Annotated in this window: 5 protein-coding genes and 1 pseudogene; all 6 read left to right on the forward strand. The window is 53.1% G+C overall.

Features of this window, described 5'->3' with window-relative positions; all coding sequences use genetic code 11:
- Positions 1-1,466: 1,466 nt before the first annotated feature.
- The 6 genes and pseudogenes from EXU85_RS27435 to EXU85_RS27465 all read left to right on the forward strand — a co-directional run bounded on the left by EXU85_RS27435 (position 1,467) and on the right by EXU85_RS27465 (position 21,103).
- Positions 1,467-8,300, forward strand: a complete 6,834-nt coding sequence (locus tag EXU85_RS27435; protein WP_142775146.1) for a DUF11 domain-containing protein — start codon at positions 1,467-1,469, stop codon at positions 8,298-8,300.
- Positions 8,301-8,644: 344 nt separating this feature from the next.
- A pseudogene (locus EXU85_RS36255) lies at positions 8,645-9,731 on the forward strand (ISAs1 family transposase).
- Positions 9,732-10,554: 823 nt separating this feature from the next.
- Positions 10,555-11,982, forward strand: a complete 1,428-nt coding sequence (locus EXU85_RS27450; RefSeq protein WP_142775149.1) for a thioredoxin-like domain-containing protein — start codon at positions 10,555-10,557, stop codon at positions 11,980-11,982.
- 22 nt (positions 11,983-12,004) lie between these two features.
- Positions 12,005-12,583 carry a DUF11 domain-containing protein gene (locus tag EXU85_RS27455; protein ID WP_142775150.1) on the forward strand — a complete coding sequence of 193 codons (579 nt, stop codon included), beginning with the start codon at positions 12,005-12,007 and terminating at the stop codon, positions 12,581-12,583.
- A 31-nt stretch (positions 12,584-12,614) separates the two neighbouring features.
- The gene (locus EXU85_RS27460) at positions 12,615-13,388 is read left to right on the forward strand and encodes an FISUMP domain-containing protein (RefSeq protein ID WP_142775151.1); all 774 of its coding nucleotides are present in this window, start codon (positions 12,615-12,617) and stop codon (positions 13,386-13,388) included.
- Between the two features lie 92 nt (positions 13,389-13,480).
- The gene (locus tag EXU85_RS27465) at positions 13,481-21,103 is read left to right on the forward strand and encodes a putative Ig domain-containing protein (protein ID WP_142775152.1); all 7,623 of its coding nucleotides are present in this window, start codon (positions 13,481-13,483) and stop codon (positions 21,101-21,103) included.
- Positions 21,104-21,613: the final 510 nt, after the last annotated feature.

The raw sequence follows: 21,613 nt of genomic DNA on the forward strand, positions 1-21,613 counted from the left end.
ATTTGACGAAGAAGGGCACACACTAAGTCATGAGCAACCGCAATTAGTCTGAAACATATTCTCACAGCAACCCAACCCATTCGTGATGTGAACCTTGTATGACTGTTGTCTACCGAGTTTGAATAAGCCTGATTGCCACACAATGGAACTATTGTTGGTCAAACGTAACGTACCACTTACACTATAGATGTTGGTAGCGAAACTACATTGGCTGAGAATGGCCACAACTCTCAGCAAGCCGATCAGAGCCAGTTCGATACGGATCACCGAGAACCAAACTTTGCCTGAAGTAACATCCTTACCAACTGCACAAGTACTCAAAATTGTTCTTTAGGATTTTATTTAGTTGTTTAAGATATTATTTTTTGCCCGATTATTGACAGTTTCCATAAATACGCTTCTCTCGTCATTCCAGGCGCACTAGATGAGTAGCTGGTTCAGCTTTGTAAAGCATTCCTTACCCAATAACTTTTTTTGTCACTCTATAGAGAGATATTGATGCCGCTTTGACGGTATAGGATTTCATTTTGTTGTACAGGATTCTACTTGTCGCATTGTTCTTGTTTGCTTTCATTTAACAAAGCCACAAGAACTTATGCAATGGACCCTTTATATACCACTACTAGTCGGATTTCCCTTAAGTTGCAGAGCTAAATTAGATACCCCGCCGACTATCAGCACAGCCCTTCAAGAAGCCGCCAATGTACTGTTGTATACCGGTATGGCTTCAACCCACAACAGGGGCGTATTCATATGCCAGTCAGAATTAGGTGGACCGGATAACAGGGTATGTATACAGACCGTAGACAAGGCCAATGCCCTTAAAGCCAATAGCCCACCTTTTTATAAAACCCAAATCGAAGCCAGAACAACACTTCACCAATTCCCAATCAACGTCGCGGTTTTGATGCTACTCTACGAGAAGCAACCTTCACTAACGTTTATACATATACGTTATAGGAAATTTGTGCAAGTAAATGAAACGTTGCATTTCTGGCGCAACAGACTCGATGCGTCCTTGGCTACTTCTCTGGCAAATACATACCTCTAGTAAAGGCTTATTGCCCCCTTTATTCTCGCCATACAGGGTAGATATAGTAGCCTACAAGCGATCTCTCCTGCGAATTAACACCTTATTCCAACTAACGCAGATCCCAAAACAATCATGAAACAAGTACCAGGTTCTTAAAAACCGCACACGTATGGAGTAATCTATACCTGCTTAACTGGGAGGCATAGACTCATTTTCCTATAATATCACGACGACAGCCGTAGCGGTGCTACTGCTGTGAAGCTACTATGTCAACCTAGTAACTGTCTGGCATTCTAATTAAGATACATATGAGTAATTAACCCGAGTCCATACCTCAGTACGATTGGTTATGCGGCTTTTGGCTTTCGACTACTTGCTATGTAATAAACAAACTACGTGCCAAAAAAATGATTTCAGTTAAATTATTACTATTATGAACGTACTTTTTACCCATAATAGCCCACATTTTATGTGGAGATACGACAGGCATATAGCCTGTAAAGTAAGTGCCCCCAATAATTTCAGCTATCAACTCATTATTAGGGTGATTTTCTTGCTTTTGTGTAGCAATCTTGCACAGGCACAAGTGGTAAATGGTCGCACTTGTGGCGAAATTTATTGTGATAATGGCGTACAATATACCTGGCATTGTGAAAGCGGTACAGCCTGGGGTGTACAAACAGGCAACAATAGTTCCTGTCAAACGGGTGGATGTACCTCAGCAGGTGGCCGCGCCTGTGGCGAAATCTATTGTGATAATGGCGTACAATACACCTGGACCTGTGCCTCAGACTGCTCGTCGGGCTGGGGTGTACAGACGGGCAACAATAGTTCCTGTCAGTCGTTTTGCGTGGCCGGAACCTGGGATGGTAGTTCCTACCTTTGTAATGGCACCAGTAAATACAGAAGAGTCTGCGATGGGTCGGGTGGGTATACGCAGGGAGCGTTACTCGAAGCCAACAGTACAGATTGTGGCTATGTATCACCTTGTACCTCAGCAGGTGGCCGCGCCTGTGGCGAAATCTATTGTGATAATGGCGTGCAGTACACCTGGACCTGTGCCTCAGACTGCTCTTCGGGCTGGGGTGTACAGACGGGCAACAATAGTTCCTGTCAGTCGTTTTGCGTGGCCGGAACCTGGGATGGTAGTTCCTACCTTTGTAATGGCACCAGTAAATACAGAAGAGTCTGCGATGGGTCGGGTGGGTATACGCAGGGAGCGTTACTCGAAGCCAATAGTAAAGATTGTGGCTATATTCCCGCTACTTGCCCGCAGGGTGGTAGCTATACAATTGCCCGGTGCCCTGCTGAATCTGTAACACTGGATGCCACTACAGCAGGGGCTACAGGGTATAGCTGGACAAACGGCGGCACGGGCCCAACTACCACGTGGAACTCAATGGGTGGTGTGAATTGTAATATCACCTTTGGTAATGGATGTCAGTCCATTACCAAATTGTTTACCTTTAGTCAGAAAACGGATTGTCCAAATAACTGTGTAACCGGTACTACTACCGAATTGACGATTTGTGCTGGACAAAGTATTCAATTGAGCTCGCCTATCTCCGGCGCAGGTTTCATGTATGGATGGAATGGCAATGAGCCGAGTGCAGGTCAGGGGTCTACTTTTACGGCAACAGGGCCTGGAACCTATAGTGTATTAGTCTGGTATTCGACAGATTGCCCAGATGCCTATTATCAGTGGAATGTGAGAGCGTGTACGACAAGCTGTACACTCTCGGCTAACGCATCGAGCGTAAATGTTTGCCCTGGCGAAACTGTCAATCTGAGTTATTCCGTAAATGGTACGCCACCGTCGGGATCAATTTTCACGTGGTCAGGCTCAGGAGTTAATGGTTCAAGTGTAACGATTCCGAGTACTGCCGCTGGTCAGCAGCTCGCTTACACCGTTTCGGGAGGAGGGTGTACTCAGGGGACAGTAACTGTGAACGTGAGGTCCAACTGTTCAACGCCCTGTACTAATCCAAGCTTGGCGACGAATGCACCGGTTTGCTCGGCCAATGGGCAGACTTACTCGGTAAACGTTACCACCAACGGAACTATCACCTCAACGGCGGGAACCGTAAATGGCAGCACCATCAGTAATATTCCGGTGGGTACCAACATCACTATTACCGCCAGTCTGAATGGCTGTACCACTACAACTAATGTTACTTCACCGAACTGTTCAGCGCCCTGTACCAATCCAAGTCTGACACCAGGTTCGCCCGTTTGCTCGGCCAATGGCCAGACCTACAGCGTGAACGTTACCACCAATGGAACCCTCACCTCAACGGCAGGAACCGTCAATGGCAGCACCATCAGCAACATTCCGGTGGGTACCAACATCACTATTACCGCCAGTCTGAATGGCTGTACCTCCACCGCCACGGTTAACTCGCCCAACTGTTCAACGCCCTGTACCAACCCAAGCCTGGCGACGAATGCACCGGTTTGCTCGGCCAATGGGCAGACTTACTCGGTAAACGTTACCACCAACGGAACTATCACCTCAACGGCGGGAACCGTAAATGGCAGCACCATCAGCAACATTCCGGTGGGTACCAACATCACTATTACCGCCAGTCTGAATGGCTGTACCACTACAACTAATGTTACTTCACCGAACTGTTCAGCGCCCTGTACCAATCCAAGTCTGACACCAGGTTCGCCCGTTTGCTCGGCCAATGGCCAGACCTACAGCGTGAACGTTACCACCAATGGAGCCATTACCTCAACGGCGGGAACCGTCAATGGCAGCACCATCAGCAACATTCCGGTGGGTACCAACATCACTATTACCGCCAGTCTGAATGGCTGTACCTCCACCGCCACGGTTAACTCGCCCAACTGTTCAACGCCCTGTACCAACCCAAGCCTGGCGACGAATGCACCGGTTTGCTCGGCCAATGGGCAGACTTACTCGGTAAACGTTACCACCAACGGAACTATCACCTCAACGGCGGGAACCGTAAATGGCAACACCATCAGTAATATTCCGGTGGGTACCAACATCACTATTACCGCCAGTCTGAATGGCTGTACCACTACAACTAATGTTACTTCACCGAACTGTTCAGCGCCCTGTACCAATCCAAGTCTGACACCAGGTTCGCCCGTTTGCTCGGCCAATGGCCAGACCTACAGCGTGAACGTTACCACCAACGGAACCCTCACCTCAACGGCAGGAACCGTCAATGGCAGCACCATCAGCAACATTCCGGTGGGTACCAACATCACCCTAACCGCCAGTCTGAACGGATGTACCGCCACCGCCACGGTTAACTCGCCCAACTGTTCAACGCCCGTCTTTGACCTGGCCCTGAAGAAAACGCTGGCCAGCGGTCAAAGCTCGACGGTAGTGGCAGGTAGCAATGTGACCTTCACCATCACCGTCTACAACCAGGGGAATGTGAATGCCACCAACGTGCAGTTGAGTGATTACATCCCCGCGGGGCTGACCCTCAACGATGCCAACTGGACCACCAACGCCGGCAAAGCCACCCTCAACACCCCCATCGCCAGTCTGGCAGCGGGGGCTTCCACCACCCGCAACATCGTCTTCACGGTGGGTGCCGGGGTGACGGGGGTGCTCACCAACACCGCCGAGATCAGCTCAGCCACCGGTGGCACCGATGTGGACTCCACCCCCGACAATGATCCGACCAACGATGGAACAGCTCAGAACGATGTGACAACGGGTAACCACAAGATTAACCCCAACGACGATGAAGACGACGCTGACCCCGAACCCATCACCGTCACCCCGGCCTGTACACCACCCACCCCAACCGCAACTGCAGCCAGTCGATGCGGCAGTGGACGTATTATCATAGCTGCCCTTGGCTGTACGGCTGCTTACCCTGCCGTCTGGTACAGCGATGCGGCTCTGACCGCCCAGGTCGGCACCGGTAACAGCTTCACCACTCCGGTTATCACGGCCACCACCACTTATTATGCGGCTTGTGTGAGGGATGCCACTTGCAAAAGTGCAGGAGTGAGTGTGGTCGCCACGGTCAATCCGCTGCCCAACGCCAGTGTGGGGGCTACCGCTGCCTCCTGTAATGCCGCAGGAACAGCCGCCAACACCGATGCGAAACTGACACTTTCGGGTTTTGCTGCCAGCGACAAATACGCCTATAATGTAGGGGCTACCTACACGGGCAGTGCTACCTACGCTTCGGCCACGGCCATTCCAGTGGGTGGGGTGATCGTGAATAATCTAGCCAATCCTGTAACGGCCACTGTTTATACTGTCCGCGTGTTTAATGCAGCGGGGTGTTTTATTGATGTGCAAGCTACGTTACAACCAACCACCTGTACACCAACCTGTACACCCCCTTCTCCAACAGGTACGCCAGCTGCTCGTTGCGGAACGGGTACGGTTACCCTGACGGCCAGTGGCTGTAATGCCACCTACCCAGCGGTCTGGTTCAGCAATGCGGCTCTGACTACTCAAGTGGGTACCGGTAACAGCTTCACCACCCCAACCATCACCGCGACTACCACTTACTATGTAGCCTGCGTGAAAGATGCCACTTGTAAAAGTGCGGGCGCTAGTGTTGTGGCAACGGTAAACCCGGCACCAAGCCTGACACCAGGTTCGCCCGTTTGCTCAGCCAATGGCCAGACCTACTCCGTGAACGTTACCACCAACGGAACCCTCACCTCAACGGCGGGAACCGTCAATGGCAGCACCATCAGTAATATTCCGGTGGGTACCAACATCACCCTAACCGCCAGTCTGAACGGATGTACCGCCACCGCCACGGTTACCTCGCCCAACTGTACGGTGCCCGTCTTTGACCTGGCCCTGAAGAAAACACTGGCCAGCGGTCAAAGCTCGACGGTAGTGGCAGGTAGCAGTGTGACCTTCACCATCACCGTCTATAACCAGGGTAACGTGAACGCCACCAATGTGCAGCTGACTGATTACATCCCAGCGGGCCTGACCCTCAACGATGCCAACTGGACCGCCAACGCCGGCAAAGCCACCCTCAACATCCCCATCGCCACGCTGGCAGCGGGGGCTTCCACCACCCGCAACATCGTCTTCACGGTGGGGGCCGGGGTGACGGGGGTGCTCACCAACACCGCCGAGATCAGCTCAGCCACGGGCGGTACCGACAAGGACTCCACCCCTGACAATGATCCGACCAACGATGGAACGGCTCAGAACGATGTGACAACGGGTAACCACAAGACTAACCCCAACGACGATGAGGACGACGCTGACCCCGAACCCATCACCGTCACCCCGGCCTGTACACCACCCACCCCAACCGCAACTGCAGCCAGTCGTTGTGGCACGGGAACCGTTACCCTAACGGCAACGGGGTGTAATGCGACCTACCCCGCCCGCTGGTTCAGCAATGCGGCTCTGAACGCCCAGGTCGGAACCGGCAACAGCTTTACCACCCCAGCCATCACCGCCACCACCACCTATTACGTGGCCTGCGTGAAAGATGCTACCTGCAAAAGTGCGGGGGCGAGCGTGGTTGCCACGGTTAACCCCGCTCCTACCCTCACCGTTAGCAATGTGGTCTGTGCCGCCAACCTGCTCACCTACTCACTCAGCTTTGCCAGCACCGGTACGGTCACCTCGACGGCGGGCACCCTCAGTGGCAACACCGTCACGGGCATCACCGCCGGCACCAGCATCACCCTGACGGCTACGCTCAACGGCTGTACCACCGTACTGCCCGTCACGGCACCCAACTGCGCCTGTCCAACAGTCAACCCACCCACGGGAAACAGCGCCAGCATCTGTGCGGGCACAACGATTCCAGCCCTGAGCGTCACCCTAGGCGCAGGTTTGCAGGCCAACTGGTACAGTGCAGCCACGGGGGGCACCCTGCTCCAGGCCAACAGCCTGAGCTACACCCCAACGGCAGCGGGCACCTTCTACGTGGAAGCGCTGGATGCGGCTACCGGTTGTAAATCAGCTACCCGCACGGCGGTCGTGCTGACCATAAAGCCCAACCCTAGCCTGACACCAGGTTCGCCCGTTTGTTCAGCCAATGGCCAGACCTACTCCGTGAACGTTACCACCAATGGAACCCTCACCTCAACGGCGGGAACCGTCAATGGCAGCACCATCAGCAACATTCCGGTGGGTACCAACATCACCCTAACCGCCAGTCTGAATGGCTGTACCGCCACCGCCACGGTTAACTCGCCCAACTGTTCAACGCCCGTCTTTGACCTGGCCCTGAAGAAAACGCTGGCCAGCGGTCAAAGCTCGACGGTAGTGGCAGGTAGCAGTGTGACCTTCACCATCACCGTCTACAACCAGGGCAACGTGGATGCCACCAACGTGCAGTTGAGTGATTACATCCCAGCGGGGCTGACCCTCAACGATGCCAACTGGACCGCCAACGCCGGCAAAGCCACCCTCAACACCCCCATCGCCAGTCTGGCAGCGGGGGCTTCCACCACCCGCAACATCGTCTTCACGGTGGGATCGGGCGTGACGGGGGTGCTCACCAACACCGCCGAGATCAGCTCAGCCACCGGTGGCACCGATGTGGACTCCACCCCCGACAATGATCCAACCAACGATGGAACAGCTCAGAACGATGTGACAACGGGTAACCATAAGACCAACCCCAACGACGATGAGGATGATTCGGACCCTGAACCTATCACCATAGCGCCCTATGTTTGTCCGCCACCGATTCATGCCTGCAAAGGTTCCGGCTATGCCTTTGAACTAACTACAACGTCGGGTCTGGGTATTTACCAGTGGTATCGGAATGGCAGCGCCATTTCAGGTGCTACTACCAGCTCCTTCACCGCAACCCAGGCCGGTAGCTACTCGGTGGTGGCGAATGGAAATGCGATAGGTCAATGTCCTGGTGGATCCTGCTGCCCGGTGGTGATTGTGGAGGATGAGGTACCCCTCTATCAGGCCAACGTGCAAACGCCAACCTGTAGTGGCAACGTGCCTAATGCGGATGGGCGGATTCTGGTCAGTGGCTGGAAGCTGAGCAACAACGATGCGACGACCTATACCTACTCGATCTCCTTGGGCAGCAGTTTCAATGCCAGCCAAATCGTAGCGGGTGGTGCCAATCAGGTGGTGCCTGCCAGCGGAGTGCTGGTCACTACCCTGCCTAACCCCAGCACATCGGCGGGTCAGTCCTACACGATCCGGATTCAGACGGGGGCGGGTTGTTATCGGGATGTGGTAGTGAACTTGCCACAGACCCAGTGTGCCTGCCCACCCGCCAGGTGTGTTCCAGTTGTTGTAGCGAAAATAAGATAAGCGCTTTTAACGTATACAGTCAGCAAAGGCATCCTCTGGTAGAGGGTGCCTTTCTGGTTTTATGCCCTAATCACCATTCTTTTTTTGTTTCCCTCTCCTATGACCTACTCTTGTAGGGTTTCAGGTGAATGCTGTAAATCGTTTATTGGGAAGGCTTTTTACCCCCACCCCATTTTGGGCAGGGTTGTTAAGTTCTGAATTCCCTTTACTTAACCAGCCTCTTTTATTGGCTTATTTTTACCCGTCCTAAAGGGAGCTTTGTTCGCGCATGAGCAATGCCCCCTTTAGGGCAGGGCTGTTAAGTTCTTTAATTTCTTTACATTAGTGCCAAATTTTATTTGGATATGACTCTGTATGAAGCCTTTGCTGGCCTGGCCGATCCTCGGCGAGCCGAAGGACGGCGCATCCAATTGGAACAACTCCTGGCCCTAGTTGTCCTGGCTAATCTGTGTGGCCACCATGGCTACCGACCCGTGGCCCGCTTTTGCCAGAGCCACCAAGAGGTGCTCAGCCAGCAACTCGACCTTAAGCATGGGGTACCCTCCTATGTTACCTTTCGCACCGTGCTCACCAAGCTAGACGAGCAGACCTTGATCGACTGCTTCAACACCTGGGCTGACGCCCTGGGTTCGCTTTCAGCAGGCGATTGGCTGAGTGGCGATGGCAAAGCCTTAGCTTCTACGCTTACCCACATGCAGGATGCGGGGCAGGATTTCCAACTGATGGTCAGTTTGTGGAGCCATCAAACGGGACTGGTCCATCGGTTGGCTACCTATGCTAACGCCACTGGCGATGAGCGGGTACGTGTGCGAGAGTTGTTAAGCCATTTTCAAGACAAAGGCCTGCTGGTGCGCTTGGATGCGATTCACACCCAAAAAAACACTTGAGGTGATCGTCAAAAACCAGAACCACTATGTAGCCCAGGTCAAAGCGAATCAACGCAAGCTGTTGGCTCATATCCAGCAGACGGTAGCCACCCAGCCTGCTCTAAGCCAATTTGCCACGCATCAACAAGCCCATGGCCGACAAAGTAGCTGGCAAGTGGCGGTGTATGCCGCCCTGCCCACGACACTAACTCAACCCTGGCTGGGCTTAAGCCACTTTGTGCATGTGCACCGCCACCGGTTGGTGAAGGGTCAACTGAGCCAGGCGGATGCCTATTTTATGAGCGATTTAGGCCTAGATGCGGCTGCTTTTGCTCAGGGTATTCGGGGTCACTGGGGCATTGAGAACAAGCTTCACTGGGTCAAGGATGTAGTATGTGGGGAAGATACGAACCGTATCCGCCACAAGCGTGGTGCAGTCAATGTAGCGGTTCTGGGTACGATTGCGTTGAATTTGCATCGCCAGGCGGGCCACGACTCGATTACCGAGGGGCAAATAAAATTTGGCAGTAATGTCAACGAACTCACTAAACTTATTAGAACTTAACAGCCCTGCCCTAAAGGGGGTGGGGGGTAAAAGCAACCTCAACCACCCCCCAACCCCCTAAAGGGAAAGTCGGCCGCGCATGAGCAAAGCCCCCTTTAGGGGGTGGGGGGTAAAGCAACCTCAACTACCCCCATAAGATTAGTCCAAAGCACCCCCTACCTACCCCCTAAAATCTCGATAATGTTGTTTAAGATTTTATTTTGTTTTTTAGGATATGGTTTTCTGCCCGATTATTGCGAAACACCTTAATTATCCTTCTGGCGACATTCAACGCAAAATGAATGCGTATAGCCAGCTCGTCTCCGTGAGCCATTCCTTGCTCACTAGCTTTTTTTGTCACTCCGAAAGAGAGATCGATACCAATTTGACGGTATAGGATTTCATTTCGACGTATAGGACTCTTCTTGTCGCATTGTTCTTGTTTGCTTATGATCAACAAGCCACAAGACCCTATGCACTGGATTCTGTATGTACCGCTACTCCTTGCACTCTCGTTGCGTTACCAATCTAAATCGGAGACGCAACCGCCCTTGGAACCTCTTACTACAGCAGTTCCCAGGGTTGTTAATTCCTTTAAATCCAACAATCCACAGGTTAGTACATTCCTGATAGAAGAAAGTGACGTATTCGGCCGACAGGTTCTATTACGATGGCAGATACCTGCCTACGTTTATACCTATCCGTTAGAAAGAATTTGGGCAAGCGGCTAGCTAGTATGGCCTCCAACTTCCCCAAGTGCGGAAACGCCTTAACCAACAGGTTAGTACCATAGTACCAAGTTTAAGCCCATCTACAATACGTTCTCAGCCAAAACCATGATGCTATGATGCCTCTATTATATCAGCGAAGCTCTGCTTTGCTAGCTGCCTTTTTACTTCTATTCACTACAGGGGGAGTGGCCCAAACCATTCACCTTGACTTAGCTTTTCATGCCAATAAGCTCGTTACCCTGGTGGCTACCCATGGCATCCGGAAAGATACCCTCCAGCAAATTACCCTCGATGCTAATGGAAAAGGCATTTTTGACTTGACCCGGCTCAAAAAACAGGCAGGCATGGTTGGCTTGGTCATTAAAACCAGCTCTCCACCCGATGCCACTTTTGACTGGCTGTACTCGCCCACCGAAAACCCGACCATTGTGGGTACCGGCGAGTATGTGCATAAACAAAATGCCCGGATTCTAAACTCACCCGAAAATCAAACACTCGACCGTTGGTATGGCAGTCGTTATACCCTAAAGAAAAAGCACGCCTTGGCCAACGAGCTTGCACAGTTCTATCATTCCACCGAGGCAATGTACAAAACACTTCAGACCGAGCAACAAGGGTTTGAAAAGCAGCTCGTACTGCTTGCCGATACCATCAAACGCTCTCCGCTCTTTGCCGCTACGTATATGCAGTTCAGTGTCGATCTGGAACAGAAAATAAGGGGAATGTGGGCATCAGACAGCACAAAAAAGGCGGCTCAACAGTATTTTAAATCCCTTGAGTTTGACAAACTCTACGCTACTGGTTTATGGTTCCCTACCATCAATGGGCTGGCGGAACTGTATGATAAATATAATGCGGCCTACCATCAACACTTTGGCGATGATATGGTGCATAACCTGCATCGTACTCAAAACCTGGATACTTATATAGCCCTGGCAGATGCGGCCCTCTCGATATGTAATGCCAACTCGTGGCACTACGATGAGCAGCAACTTGTTGGTTTTTTGCTCAATGATCACCGTCTGCAGCAGATACCAATCGAAAAGCTTAGCTCGAAGCTACGAAAATTGGCCGCTACCTATCGGGTAAGTGTAGGAAAAAAAGCGCCTGACTTGCTCATTACCAAACATGTAGACATGGCCAATGGGCAACAGCACATCGCCGAAATAATGCCTACCGACCAGCTTTCAGACCACTATACACTCCTGGTGTTTCACGAGTCGGGTTGTGGTAACTGCGATAAAGTGCTGACCGATCTGAGCACTACCTATGCCGATTGGCAACATAAACACGTGAACATAGTGAGTATGGCTGCCGATCTCGACGCACCTACGTTTAAGCAAACCGCAACTAAACTGCCCTGGCCCGACAAGTACTGTGATTGGCAGGGCTTTGCCGGTGTAAACTTCAAAAACTACGCCATCATTGGCACCCCTACCCTGTTTTTGCTGGATAATACCGGAACGATTCTGGTAAAAACCGCCCTCTTGAGCGAGGTACGCGATGCCGTAAAACAACCCGAGCAACTCACAAAGCAATAATCACCACTCAATACATTGTACAATGAAACCAATCAAACAAAAACAACCGATGGTTTGGCATATAAGGCTTTTGAACGTGCTACTCCTTTCATTCATCCTTTATCATTCATCATCCATCATTGCCAACGCTCAAATGACGGGGCAATACCCCGCTACCCTAAATGTAGCAACCGCAGGTGCAACGGGCATTACCTGGTATAAAGACAATGTAGTAATTGCGGGGGCTACCGCCAGCACCTACTCAGCCACGACAGGGGGGACGTATTCTTACAAATACACCGACCCGGCCACCAAGCAAACATGTACCTCACTCACCATTACGCTGGTGGCTGCGCCTACCTCTGACCTCGGGGTGAGCATTACCCCCCTTACACAAACCAATAACAAAGGCGAAAACCAGGTATACAGCATTGTGGTCACCAACAATGGACCAGACAACGCCCCCAATGCGGTAGTGAAAGTACCCATACCCAAAGGGCGCTCACTGGTAGTGGCTGTACCTACCCAGGGCAGTTATGATTCAGGTACTCAACTCTGGACCATTGGTAGCCTGGCCAATGCCGCCACCGCCACCATGACCCTGACCATAAAGGTGGACTAACCGATTTTTCACGAACAACTAATTTACAACAATGAACAGACAATATATCAATAGAGGTAGTCAGACAAACTGGCTACGAATGCTACTGTTGGCATTCATCATTCATCATTCATCATTTATCATTGCTAATGCCCAAAACACCTACACCCTCCCCACTGCCTCCTGCCAAAGTGCTTGTGGGATAGAAACGATAGATGGTTGGATTGGTTTCATGTGCTATAACCTCGGTGCTGAAACCAGCACGCTCGATCCTTTCAGCTACAACGGCGGAGCCATCAATGGGGACTATTATCAATGGGGCCGTCCTAAAGACGGGCATCAACTAAAGAACTCTCCCACCACCACCACGCTTTCTGCAACAGGTATCCCTGGCAACAACCGATTTATTCTAAGTGGAAGTGGAATCACTCCCTCCTCGTGGATGGTGTCTCAAGACTATAGTTTATGGGGTTTTCTGAAAACCCCTAATGACCCTTGCCCAGCTGGTTATAAAGTGCCCACCTCATCTCAGTGGAGTGCTATCGGCCTTTTGCGAAGCTTTGTATGGACAGGCAATGGTTCTAAAGTTGGCTCTTCACTCTATCTACCTGCTGCTGGCTGGCGAGATGGCACCAATGCCCCCGGCGGTGAACTCCTATACTTCGAAGGTCAGACAGGTTATTACTGGACTTCTAGCTCAATCACCGGGAGTGGTGCCCAGCCTATTGGCTTTTATTTCCGCAGTACCACATTCTTCTTAGGTATGAATAATATCATTGATATGCCCGCAGGCAGGGGATTGTCGATTCGCTGTATAGCAGAATAAAGTTCGATTTATATGGCAAAGCTCATCCCTATTTAGGGCTTTGGCCAGGCACTCCTATTGAAGTACATACGAATTTTCAAATTGAAAATACCATGACATCATTCTACTTACCTACACACAGCAGCCCTCCTGAAGGCAGTGGAGGGTATCTTTCCATCGTGCAGTTTATCTTATTCCTGCTGTCTCAGGCAAGAAAGGTATGGGCTGCCTGGCAAACTTTTTTCAGTGAGCACATCACTTATGGAAAAGATTTTTTTTCCAGTAAGTTACTAAGGTTTGCAGTCCTCTCACTCACCATTCATTCCTCATCTTTACTCAGTAGCCAGGCCCAATCCTGTACTTCCGCATCACCCAGCGTATTGGCAACCTGGAATTTTGATGATCCAGGAGACTGTTCAAGCAGCCTCGGGATATTTGGAATAAACAATCCATGGCTTAGCGGAACTGTGTTTTACTGCCCCAATGTGTCAGCTGGTTGTGGACTCGCAGGCTTGGGAAGTCGTGGGCATAGCAATACTGGGTCTTTTGCGGGTGGAATCTGTTTGTATAATTTTTATTCTTATGGTGGTGAGAACATTAATCCCACCCGGCCTTTCAGCTTCTATGACCCCAATGCAACTAAGTTTGACCCTACCTGGCCCGCTAATCTCAATGCGGTTTACCGCTATCCTGCGGGTAAATCGGGCTGTTTGAGCAGTTTTTCGCTCAACATCTTGCAAAAGCAGTTTAACGGTACGGTCAATTTCGAGAAACAGGGCATTGCCGTTAAACGCAATGGCGTCATTATCTATACGGCCGAACAACCCATTTTGGCCTCACAAGTCAATGGGGCCGCTATGGTCTTTACGTTTCCGAATACGTCCGAGTTTTGTGTCGATGGTTCAGCACAGGTGCAGTTCGAGATTGTCTTTGGATTAGTGCATCGGTTAGTAACTGGAGGGTATGATACGCCTGCCCAAGTCGGTTATGATAACATCAGCATCAGTGGAACTTGTACGGAGGGTAGAACCCCTACGGCCAGTGCCACGGCTGCTACTTGTGGACCAGGTGGCGTGCTTGCCAATGGCAGCATTGCCCTAAGTGGGTATGTAGCGGGGGCAAAGTATGATTATGTAGCAGGTAGTAGTTATACAGGTACTGCCACCTTTAGCACAGCAACAGCTATTCCCGCAGGGGGCGTCATCACCAATACGCTTGCTAATCCTACTAGCCCGCAGGTATATACCATACGCATATTTGCTTCGGCAACTTGTTACAAAGATGTACAGGTTACGCTCACGCCTACCTTTTGCCCCATCCCCTGCCCACAGCCTACGGGAATTGTGCTTACGCCCACCCTGGCCACCTGCAACGGCACGACCAGCAATAACAACGGTCAAATTGCCGTAACGGGCGTGACCAACGGCGACAAAGTAGGTATCTCGACGGGAACAACCTATTCAGGACCAGGTTATACAGGTGCAGGAATTCAGACTCTGAGTCGGGGGGGATTTACGTTTACGGGACTCGCCAATCCTGTTGGTAGTCAGGCCTATACCATTCGGGTCTATAATGGAACCAACAACTGCTACATTGACAAAACCATTGAGCTACTCGAAGAGCCTTGCGGGCCCTGCGCCAATGCCTGTGTGCAGGTCGTGTCGGCTGGAAATCCCAACATAGAAATCAATGTCAACAACAACAAGGCCTGTTATGCCTCCTGCAAGAGTACAGGCTACATTGATTTAGAACTGACCAAAACCGTTAATGTGAGCAGTGGTCTTGCCTGCCCCACGCCCACCAACTTTGTTTGGACGATTACACTCCAAAACAAGGGTACTATTACGGCCACAGACATTGACGTAGCTGATTTGTTGCCCGCCGGGCTGCTGCTGGTTAGCGCATCGCCCAGCGTAGGGCGTTTTGGTGGGGCCCTCTGGAGCATCAACAGCCTCCAGGCGAATGAGTCGGCAACCCTTACGCTTACGACACAGGCACTCAAAACCGGTAGCTACACCAACTATGCGTATGTGCATGCCGCTTCTCCAGACAATGACATCGACTCCTCGCCTAACAATGATTACACGGCCAACGAAGACGATGATGATAATGCGACCATCACGGTAACGGGGGCCAATCCGCCTATAGTAGCCAAGGAGTTTAGCCCTATGCTCACGAAGCCGAATACACCCACCAGGCTGACGATCAAAATAACCAATTACGAGTCTACGCCAATTACGATTACCCAAAGCTTTATTGACAACCTACCCAATAGTCCTGCCCAGATGACTATTGCTCCAACACCCAATCTGGTGGTTAGCAATGGCATAGCGGTGAGTGCGACGGCGGGCGGCAATCAGGTGATTATACCCGCGGGTACGGTCTTGCCCCCAGGACTTACACAGATCCAATTGGATGTGATTGTACCCGCCGAGGGCAGCTACTGTAATGACATTGCGGCTGGAGCGTTGCAAACCAGTTCCTGTGCCAATATCAGGGCCACATCAGCTTGTATACTGGCCAACAGCACCTTCGTGCTGGCACCCCTCATCAGGAAAGCTTTTTCTCCACAGATTGTAGCTGTCAATCAGAACAGTACGCTGACCATAACTGTAGAAAACCGCAACACCCACACCCTCACGCTGACGTCCAATTTCTATGACTACCTGCCCTCAGGCCTGGTTGTGGCCGGAGCCGCTACGAGTAGTTGTGGCACCGTTACGGCCAGTGTGGGCGGCAGTATCATTGGCCTTACCACCGGATCGGTGATTCCCCCCGGCACCTGTACCATCGTAGTACCGGTTAAGAGTACGACCGCTGGCACGTATTGCAACCTGATACAAATGAACGCCATCATTACAGAAGGTGGTGGCAGGACTAATGTTGGCAATGAGGACGTTGCCGAGGCTTGTTTAGAAGTTAAAAATTCAGCTTGTACCACCGTGAGTACGGTTAGCATTACGCCCGTTAATCCAACGGTTGCCCCAAACGGTACTATTAGTTTGGCTGCTACTGCCACAGGCACCAATGTAAACAGTCTGTATTTTTGGTCTGTAAGTCCGGTAGGGGGAGTTTTCAGTACGCAAACAGCCAGTACTACCTATACCGCTCCCGCTACGGCAGGTACCTATACAATAAAGGTCCTGATCGACAATCGGTTAACCGGTTATGGCACGTGTAAAGATTCCACCACGACCACCGTTACTGTAGCACTCGCCTGTACGCCCCCTTCTCCAACGGGTACGCCAGCTGCTCGTTGCGGAACGGGTACGGTGACCCTGACGGCCACGGGCTGCGATGCGACCTACCCCGCCGTCTGGTTCAGCGATGCCGCTCTGGCTACCCAGGTCGGTACCGGTAATAGCTTCACCACCCCAGCCATCACCGCCACCACCACCTATTATGTGGCCTGTGTGAAAGATGCTACCTGCAAAAGTGCCGGTGTCAGTGTGGTTGCCACGGTTAACGCCCTGCCCACAGCTAGTGCCGTGGCGACGGCGGCTACCTGTAATGCAGCGGGCACAGCCGCCAACGCCGATGGGGGATTGACCCTGGCTGGTTTTGGAGCCACCGACAAATATGATTACAACCTCGGCGCTACCTACACTGGTTCGGCTACCTACGCGTCGGCCACGGCCATCCCAGCGGGTGGCGTGCTGGTGAGCAACCTGGCCAATCCGGCAGCGGCCACCACCTACACCATTCGGGTGTTCAACGCAGCAGGTTGTTTTGTGGATCTACAGGCGGTGCTTCAACCCACCACCTGTACGCCTACCTGCACCCCACCCACCCCAATCGGTGTAGCCGCTGCCCGTTGCGGAACGGGTACGGTGACCCTGACGGCCACGGGCTGCGATGCGACCTACCCCGCCGTCTGGTTCAGCGATGCCGCTCTGGCTACCCAGGTCGGAACTGGTAACAGTTTCACCACACCTAGCCTGACTACCACCACCACCTATTATGTGGCCTGTGTGAAAGATGCCACCTGCAAAAGTGTCGGTGTCAGCGTGGTTGCCACCGTCAACTCAGCACCAACTCTTTCGTTGGGGGCCATCACCTGTGCCGCCAACGGACTGACCTACAGTGTAGCCTTCACCAGCAATGGAACGGTCACAGCCAGCCTGGGTACAATCAGTGGCAACTCGGTCACGGCCATTCCGGCCGGGCAAACCGTTACCCTGACGGCCACACTAAATGGTTGCACCAGCAGCACGACGGCCATTCAGAGCTGCACTGTACCGGTGTTTGACTTAGCCCTGGTCAAAAAACTGGGTGCTGGTCAGAGTTCAACAGTAACACCGGGTAGCAGTGTGACCTTCACCATCACGGTCTACAACCAGGGTAACGTGGATGCCACCAACGTCCAGTTGAGTGATTACATCCCAGCGGGCCTGACCCTCAACGATGCCAACTGGACCGCCAACGCCGGTAAAGCCTCCCTCAACACCCCCATCGCCAGTCTGACGGCGGGGGCTTCCACCACCCGCAACATCGTCTTCACGGTGGGGGCCGGGGTGACGGGGGTGCTCACCAACACCGCCGAGATCAGCTCAGCCACGGGCGGTACCGACAAGGACTCCACCCCTGACAGTGATCCGACCAACGATGGAACGGCTCAGAATGACGTCACCACGGGTGATCACAAGACTAACCCCAACGACGATGAGGACGACGCTGACCCCGAACCCATCACCGTCACCCCGGCCTGTACACCACCCACCCCAATCGGTGTAGCCGCTGCCCGTTGCGGAACGGGTACGGTGACCCTGACGGCCACGGGTTGCGATGCGACCTACCCAGCCATCTGGTTCAGCAATGCGGCCCTGACCGCCCAGGTCGGCACCGGCAACAGCTTCACCACACCTAGCCTGACTACCACCACCACCTATTACGTGGCCTGTGTGAAAGATGCTGCCTGCAAAAGTGCGGGGGTGAGCGTGGTTGCCACGGTTAACCCCGCTCCTACCCTCACCGTTAGCAATGTGGTCTGTGCCGCCAACCTGCTCACCTACTCACTCAGCTTTGCCAGCACCGGTACGGTCACCTCGACGGCGGGCACCCTCAGTGGCAACACCGTCACGGGCATCACCGCCGGCACCAGCATCACCCTGACGGCTACGCTCAACGGCTGTACCACCGTACTACCCGTCACGGCACCCAACTGCGCCTGTCCAACAGTCAACCCACCCACGGGAAACAGCGCCAGCATCTGTGCGGGCACAACGATTCCAGCCCTGAGCGTCACCCTAGGCGCAGGTTTGCAGGCCAACTGGTACAGTGCAGCCACGGGGGGCACCCTGCTCCAGGCCAACAGCCTGAGCTACACCCCAACGGCAGCGGGCACCTTCTACGTGGAAGCGCTGGATGCGGCTACCGGTTGTAAATCAGCTACCCGCACGGCGGTCGTGCTGACCATAAAGCCCAACCCTAGCCTGACACCAGGTTCGCCCGTTTGTTCAGCCAATGGCCAGACCTACTCCGTGAACGTTACCACCAATGGAACCCTCACCTCAACGGCAGGAACCGTCAATGGCAGCACCATCAGCAACATTCCGGTGGGTACCAACATCACCCTAACCGCCAGTCTGAACGGATGTACCGCCACCGCCACGGTTACCTCGCCCAACTGTACGGTGCCCGTCTTCGACTTAGCCCTGGTCAAGAAGTTAGCCACGGGCCAGGCCGGTACGGTTACGCCGGGTAGCAGTGTGACTTTCACCATCACCGTCTACAACCAGGGCAACGTGGATGCCACCAACGTGCAGCTGAGTGATTACATCCCAGCGGGCCTGACCCTCAACGATGCCAACTGGACCGCCAACGCCGGCAAAGCCACCCTCAACACCCCCATCGCCAGTCTGGCAGCGGGGGCTTCCACCACCCGCAACATCGTCTTCACGGTGGGTGCCGGGGTGACGGGGGTGCTCACCAACACCGCCGAGATCAGCTCAGCCACGGGCGGTACCGACAAGGACTCCACGCCCGACAATGATCCGACCAACGATGGAACGGCTCAGAATGACGTCACCACGGGTAACCACAAGACTAACCCCAACGACGACGAGGATGATTCGGACCCTGAACCAATTACGGTATTACCCACTCCGGTGTTTGACTTAGCCCTGGTCAAGAAGTTAGCCACGGGCCAGGCCGGTACAGTAACACCGGGTAGCAGTGTGACTTTCACCATCACCGTCTACAACCAGGGCAACGTGGATGCCACCAACGTGCAGCTGAGTGATTACATCCCAGCGGGGCTGACCCTCAACGATGCCAACTGGACCGCCAACGCCGGCAAAGCCACCCTCAACACCCCCATCGCCAGTCTGGCAGCGGGGGCTTCCACCACCCGCAACATCGTCTTCACGGTGGGTGCCGGGGTGACGGGGGTGCTCACCAACACCACCGAGATCAGCTCAGCTACGGGCGGTACCGATAAGGACTCCACGCCCGACAATGATCCGACCAACGATGGAACGGCTCAGAACGATGTGACAACGGGTGATCACAAGACCAACCCCAACGACGACGAGGATGATTCGGACCCTGAGCCAATTACCGTCACCCCATCTTGCGCTATAAGTTTGACCACCAACAGCTTGCCTGTCGGCACTGTCGGACAAGCTTACAGTGCGAACCTGACGGTTTCGGGTGGGACGGCCCCCTACAGCTTCTTGCTGGTAGGTGGCACCCTGCCTACGGGTCTGACACTCAGTAGCACGGGTCTCATCAGTGGCATCCCCACGGCCACGGGCACTTTCTCAACCACTATCCGCATCAGCGATAGTCAGAGTTGCTCGGTGACTGTACCCCTGGCGGTGCTCAATATTGAGTTGGCTCCGGTCTGCTCGCTCAGGGTTACGACAACGCCGGGATCGTGCCAATCTGCCACCAACACCTATAGTGTCAGTGGTACGCTGAGTTTGACCAACAACACCAATGGGGGCACAATTCAACTGAGTGATGGGACTCAACTCATCTCCCTGAGCGTAGCCAGTGGCGTAAGCTCAGTGCCTTATTCGCTAACCGGGTTGGTTTCGGATGGGTTGGTTCACACCCTGACGGCCACCTTAAGTGGGTGTGGTACAGCCAGTGTAAGTTACACCGCTCCGCAAAGCTGCACGGCTGCTTGTCCGGCACCGATTCATGTGTGCAAAGGCACCAGCTATGGGTTTGAAATCAGTGCAACGTCGGGTCTGGGAACTTACCAGTGGTATCGGAATGGCAGTGCCATTTCAGGTGCAACCGGTAGCTCCTTCACCGCAACCCAGGCCGGTAGCTACTCGGTAGTCGTCAATGGCAACGTGGTGGGTCAGTGCCCCGATGGCTCCTGCTGCCCAGTCGTGATCGTGGAGGATGAGGTACCCCTTTATCAGGCCAACGTCCAAACGCCAACCTGTCGCAGCAACGTGCCCAATGCCGATGGACGGATTCTGGTCAGTGGCTGGAAGCTGAGCAACAACGATGCGACGACCTATACCTACTCGATCTCCTTGGGCAGCAGTTTCAATGCCAGCCAAATCGTAGCGGGTGGTGCCAATCAGGTGGTACCGGCCAGCGGAGTGCTGGTAACTACCCTGCCTAACCCCAGTTCGTCGGCGGGTCAGTCCTACACGATCCGGATTCAGACGGGGGAAGGTTGTTACCGGGATGTGGTAGTGAATTTGCCACAGACCCAGTGTGCCTGCCCACCCGCCAAGTGTGTGCCGTTCGTGATCACGAAGAAAGTAAAATAAGAGACTTTGACGTATACAGTCAGCAAAGGCATCCTCTGGTAGAGGGTGCCTTTCTGGTTTTATGCCCTAATCACCATTCTTTTTTTGTTTCCCTCTCCTATGACCTACTCTTGTAGGGGTTTCAGGTGAATGCTGTAAATCGTTTTTGGGAAGGCTTTTTACCCCCCATTTTGGGCAGGGGTGTTAAGTTCTGAATTTAGGTTAGTAAAATTAACTTTTTAAACGCCTGTCCATTACCCCCCAGCCCCCTGAAGGGGGGAGTACTCCGAAGTGGATTTTCTCCCCCTTTAGGGGGCTGGGGGGTGAAATAAGCTAGAACTAAACAGCCCTGCCCTAAAGGGGGAGTACTCCGAAGTGGGTTTTCTCCCCCTTCAGGGGGTTGGGGGGTGAAATAAGCCAATAAAGAGGATGATTAAGTAAAGAAAATTCAGCACTTAACGGCCCTACCCTAAAGGGGGAGTACTCCGAAGTGGATTTTCTCCCCCTTCAGGGGGTTGGGGGGTGAAATAA

It is taken from the genome of Spirosoma sp. KCTC 42546, assembly GCF_006965485.1.
Lineage (GTDB): Bacteria > Bacteroidota > Bacteroidia > Cytophagales > Spirosomataceae > Spirosoma.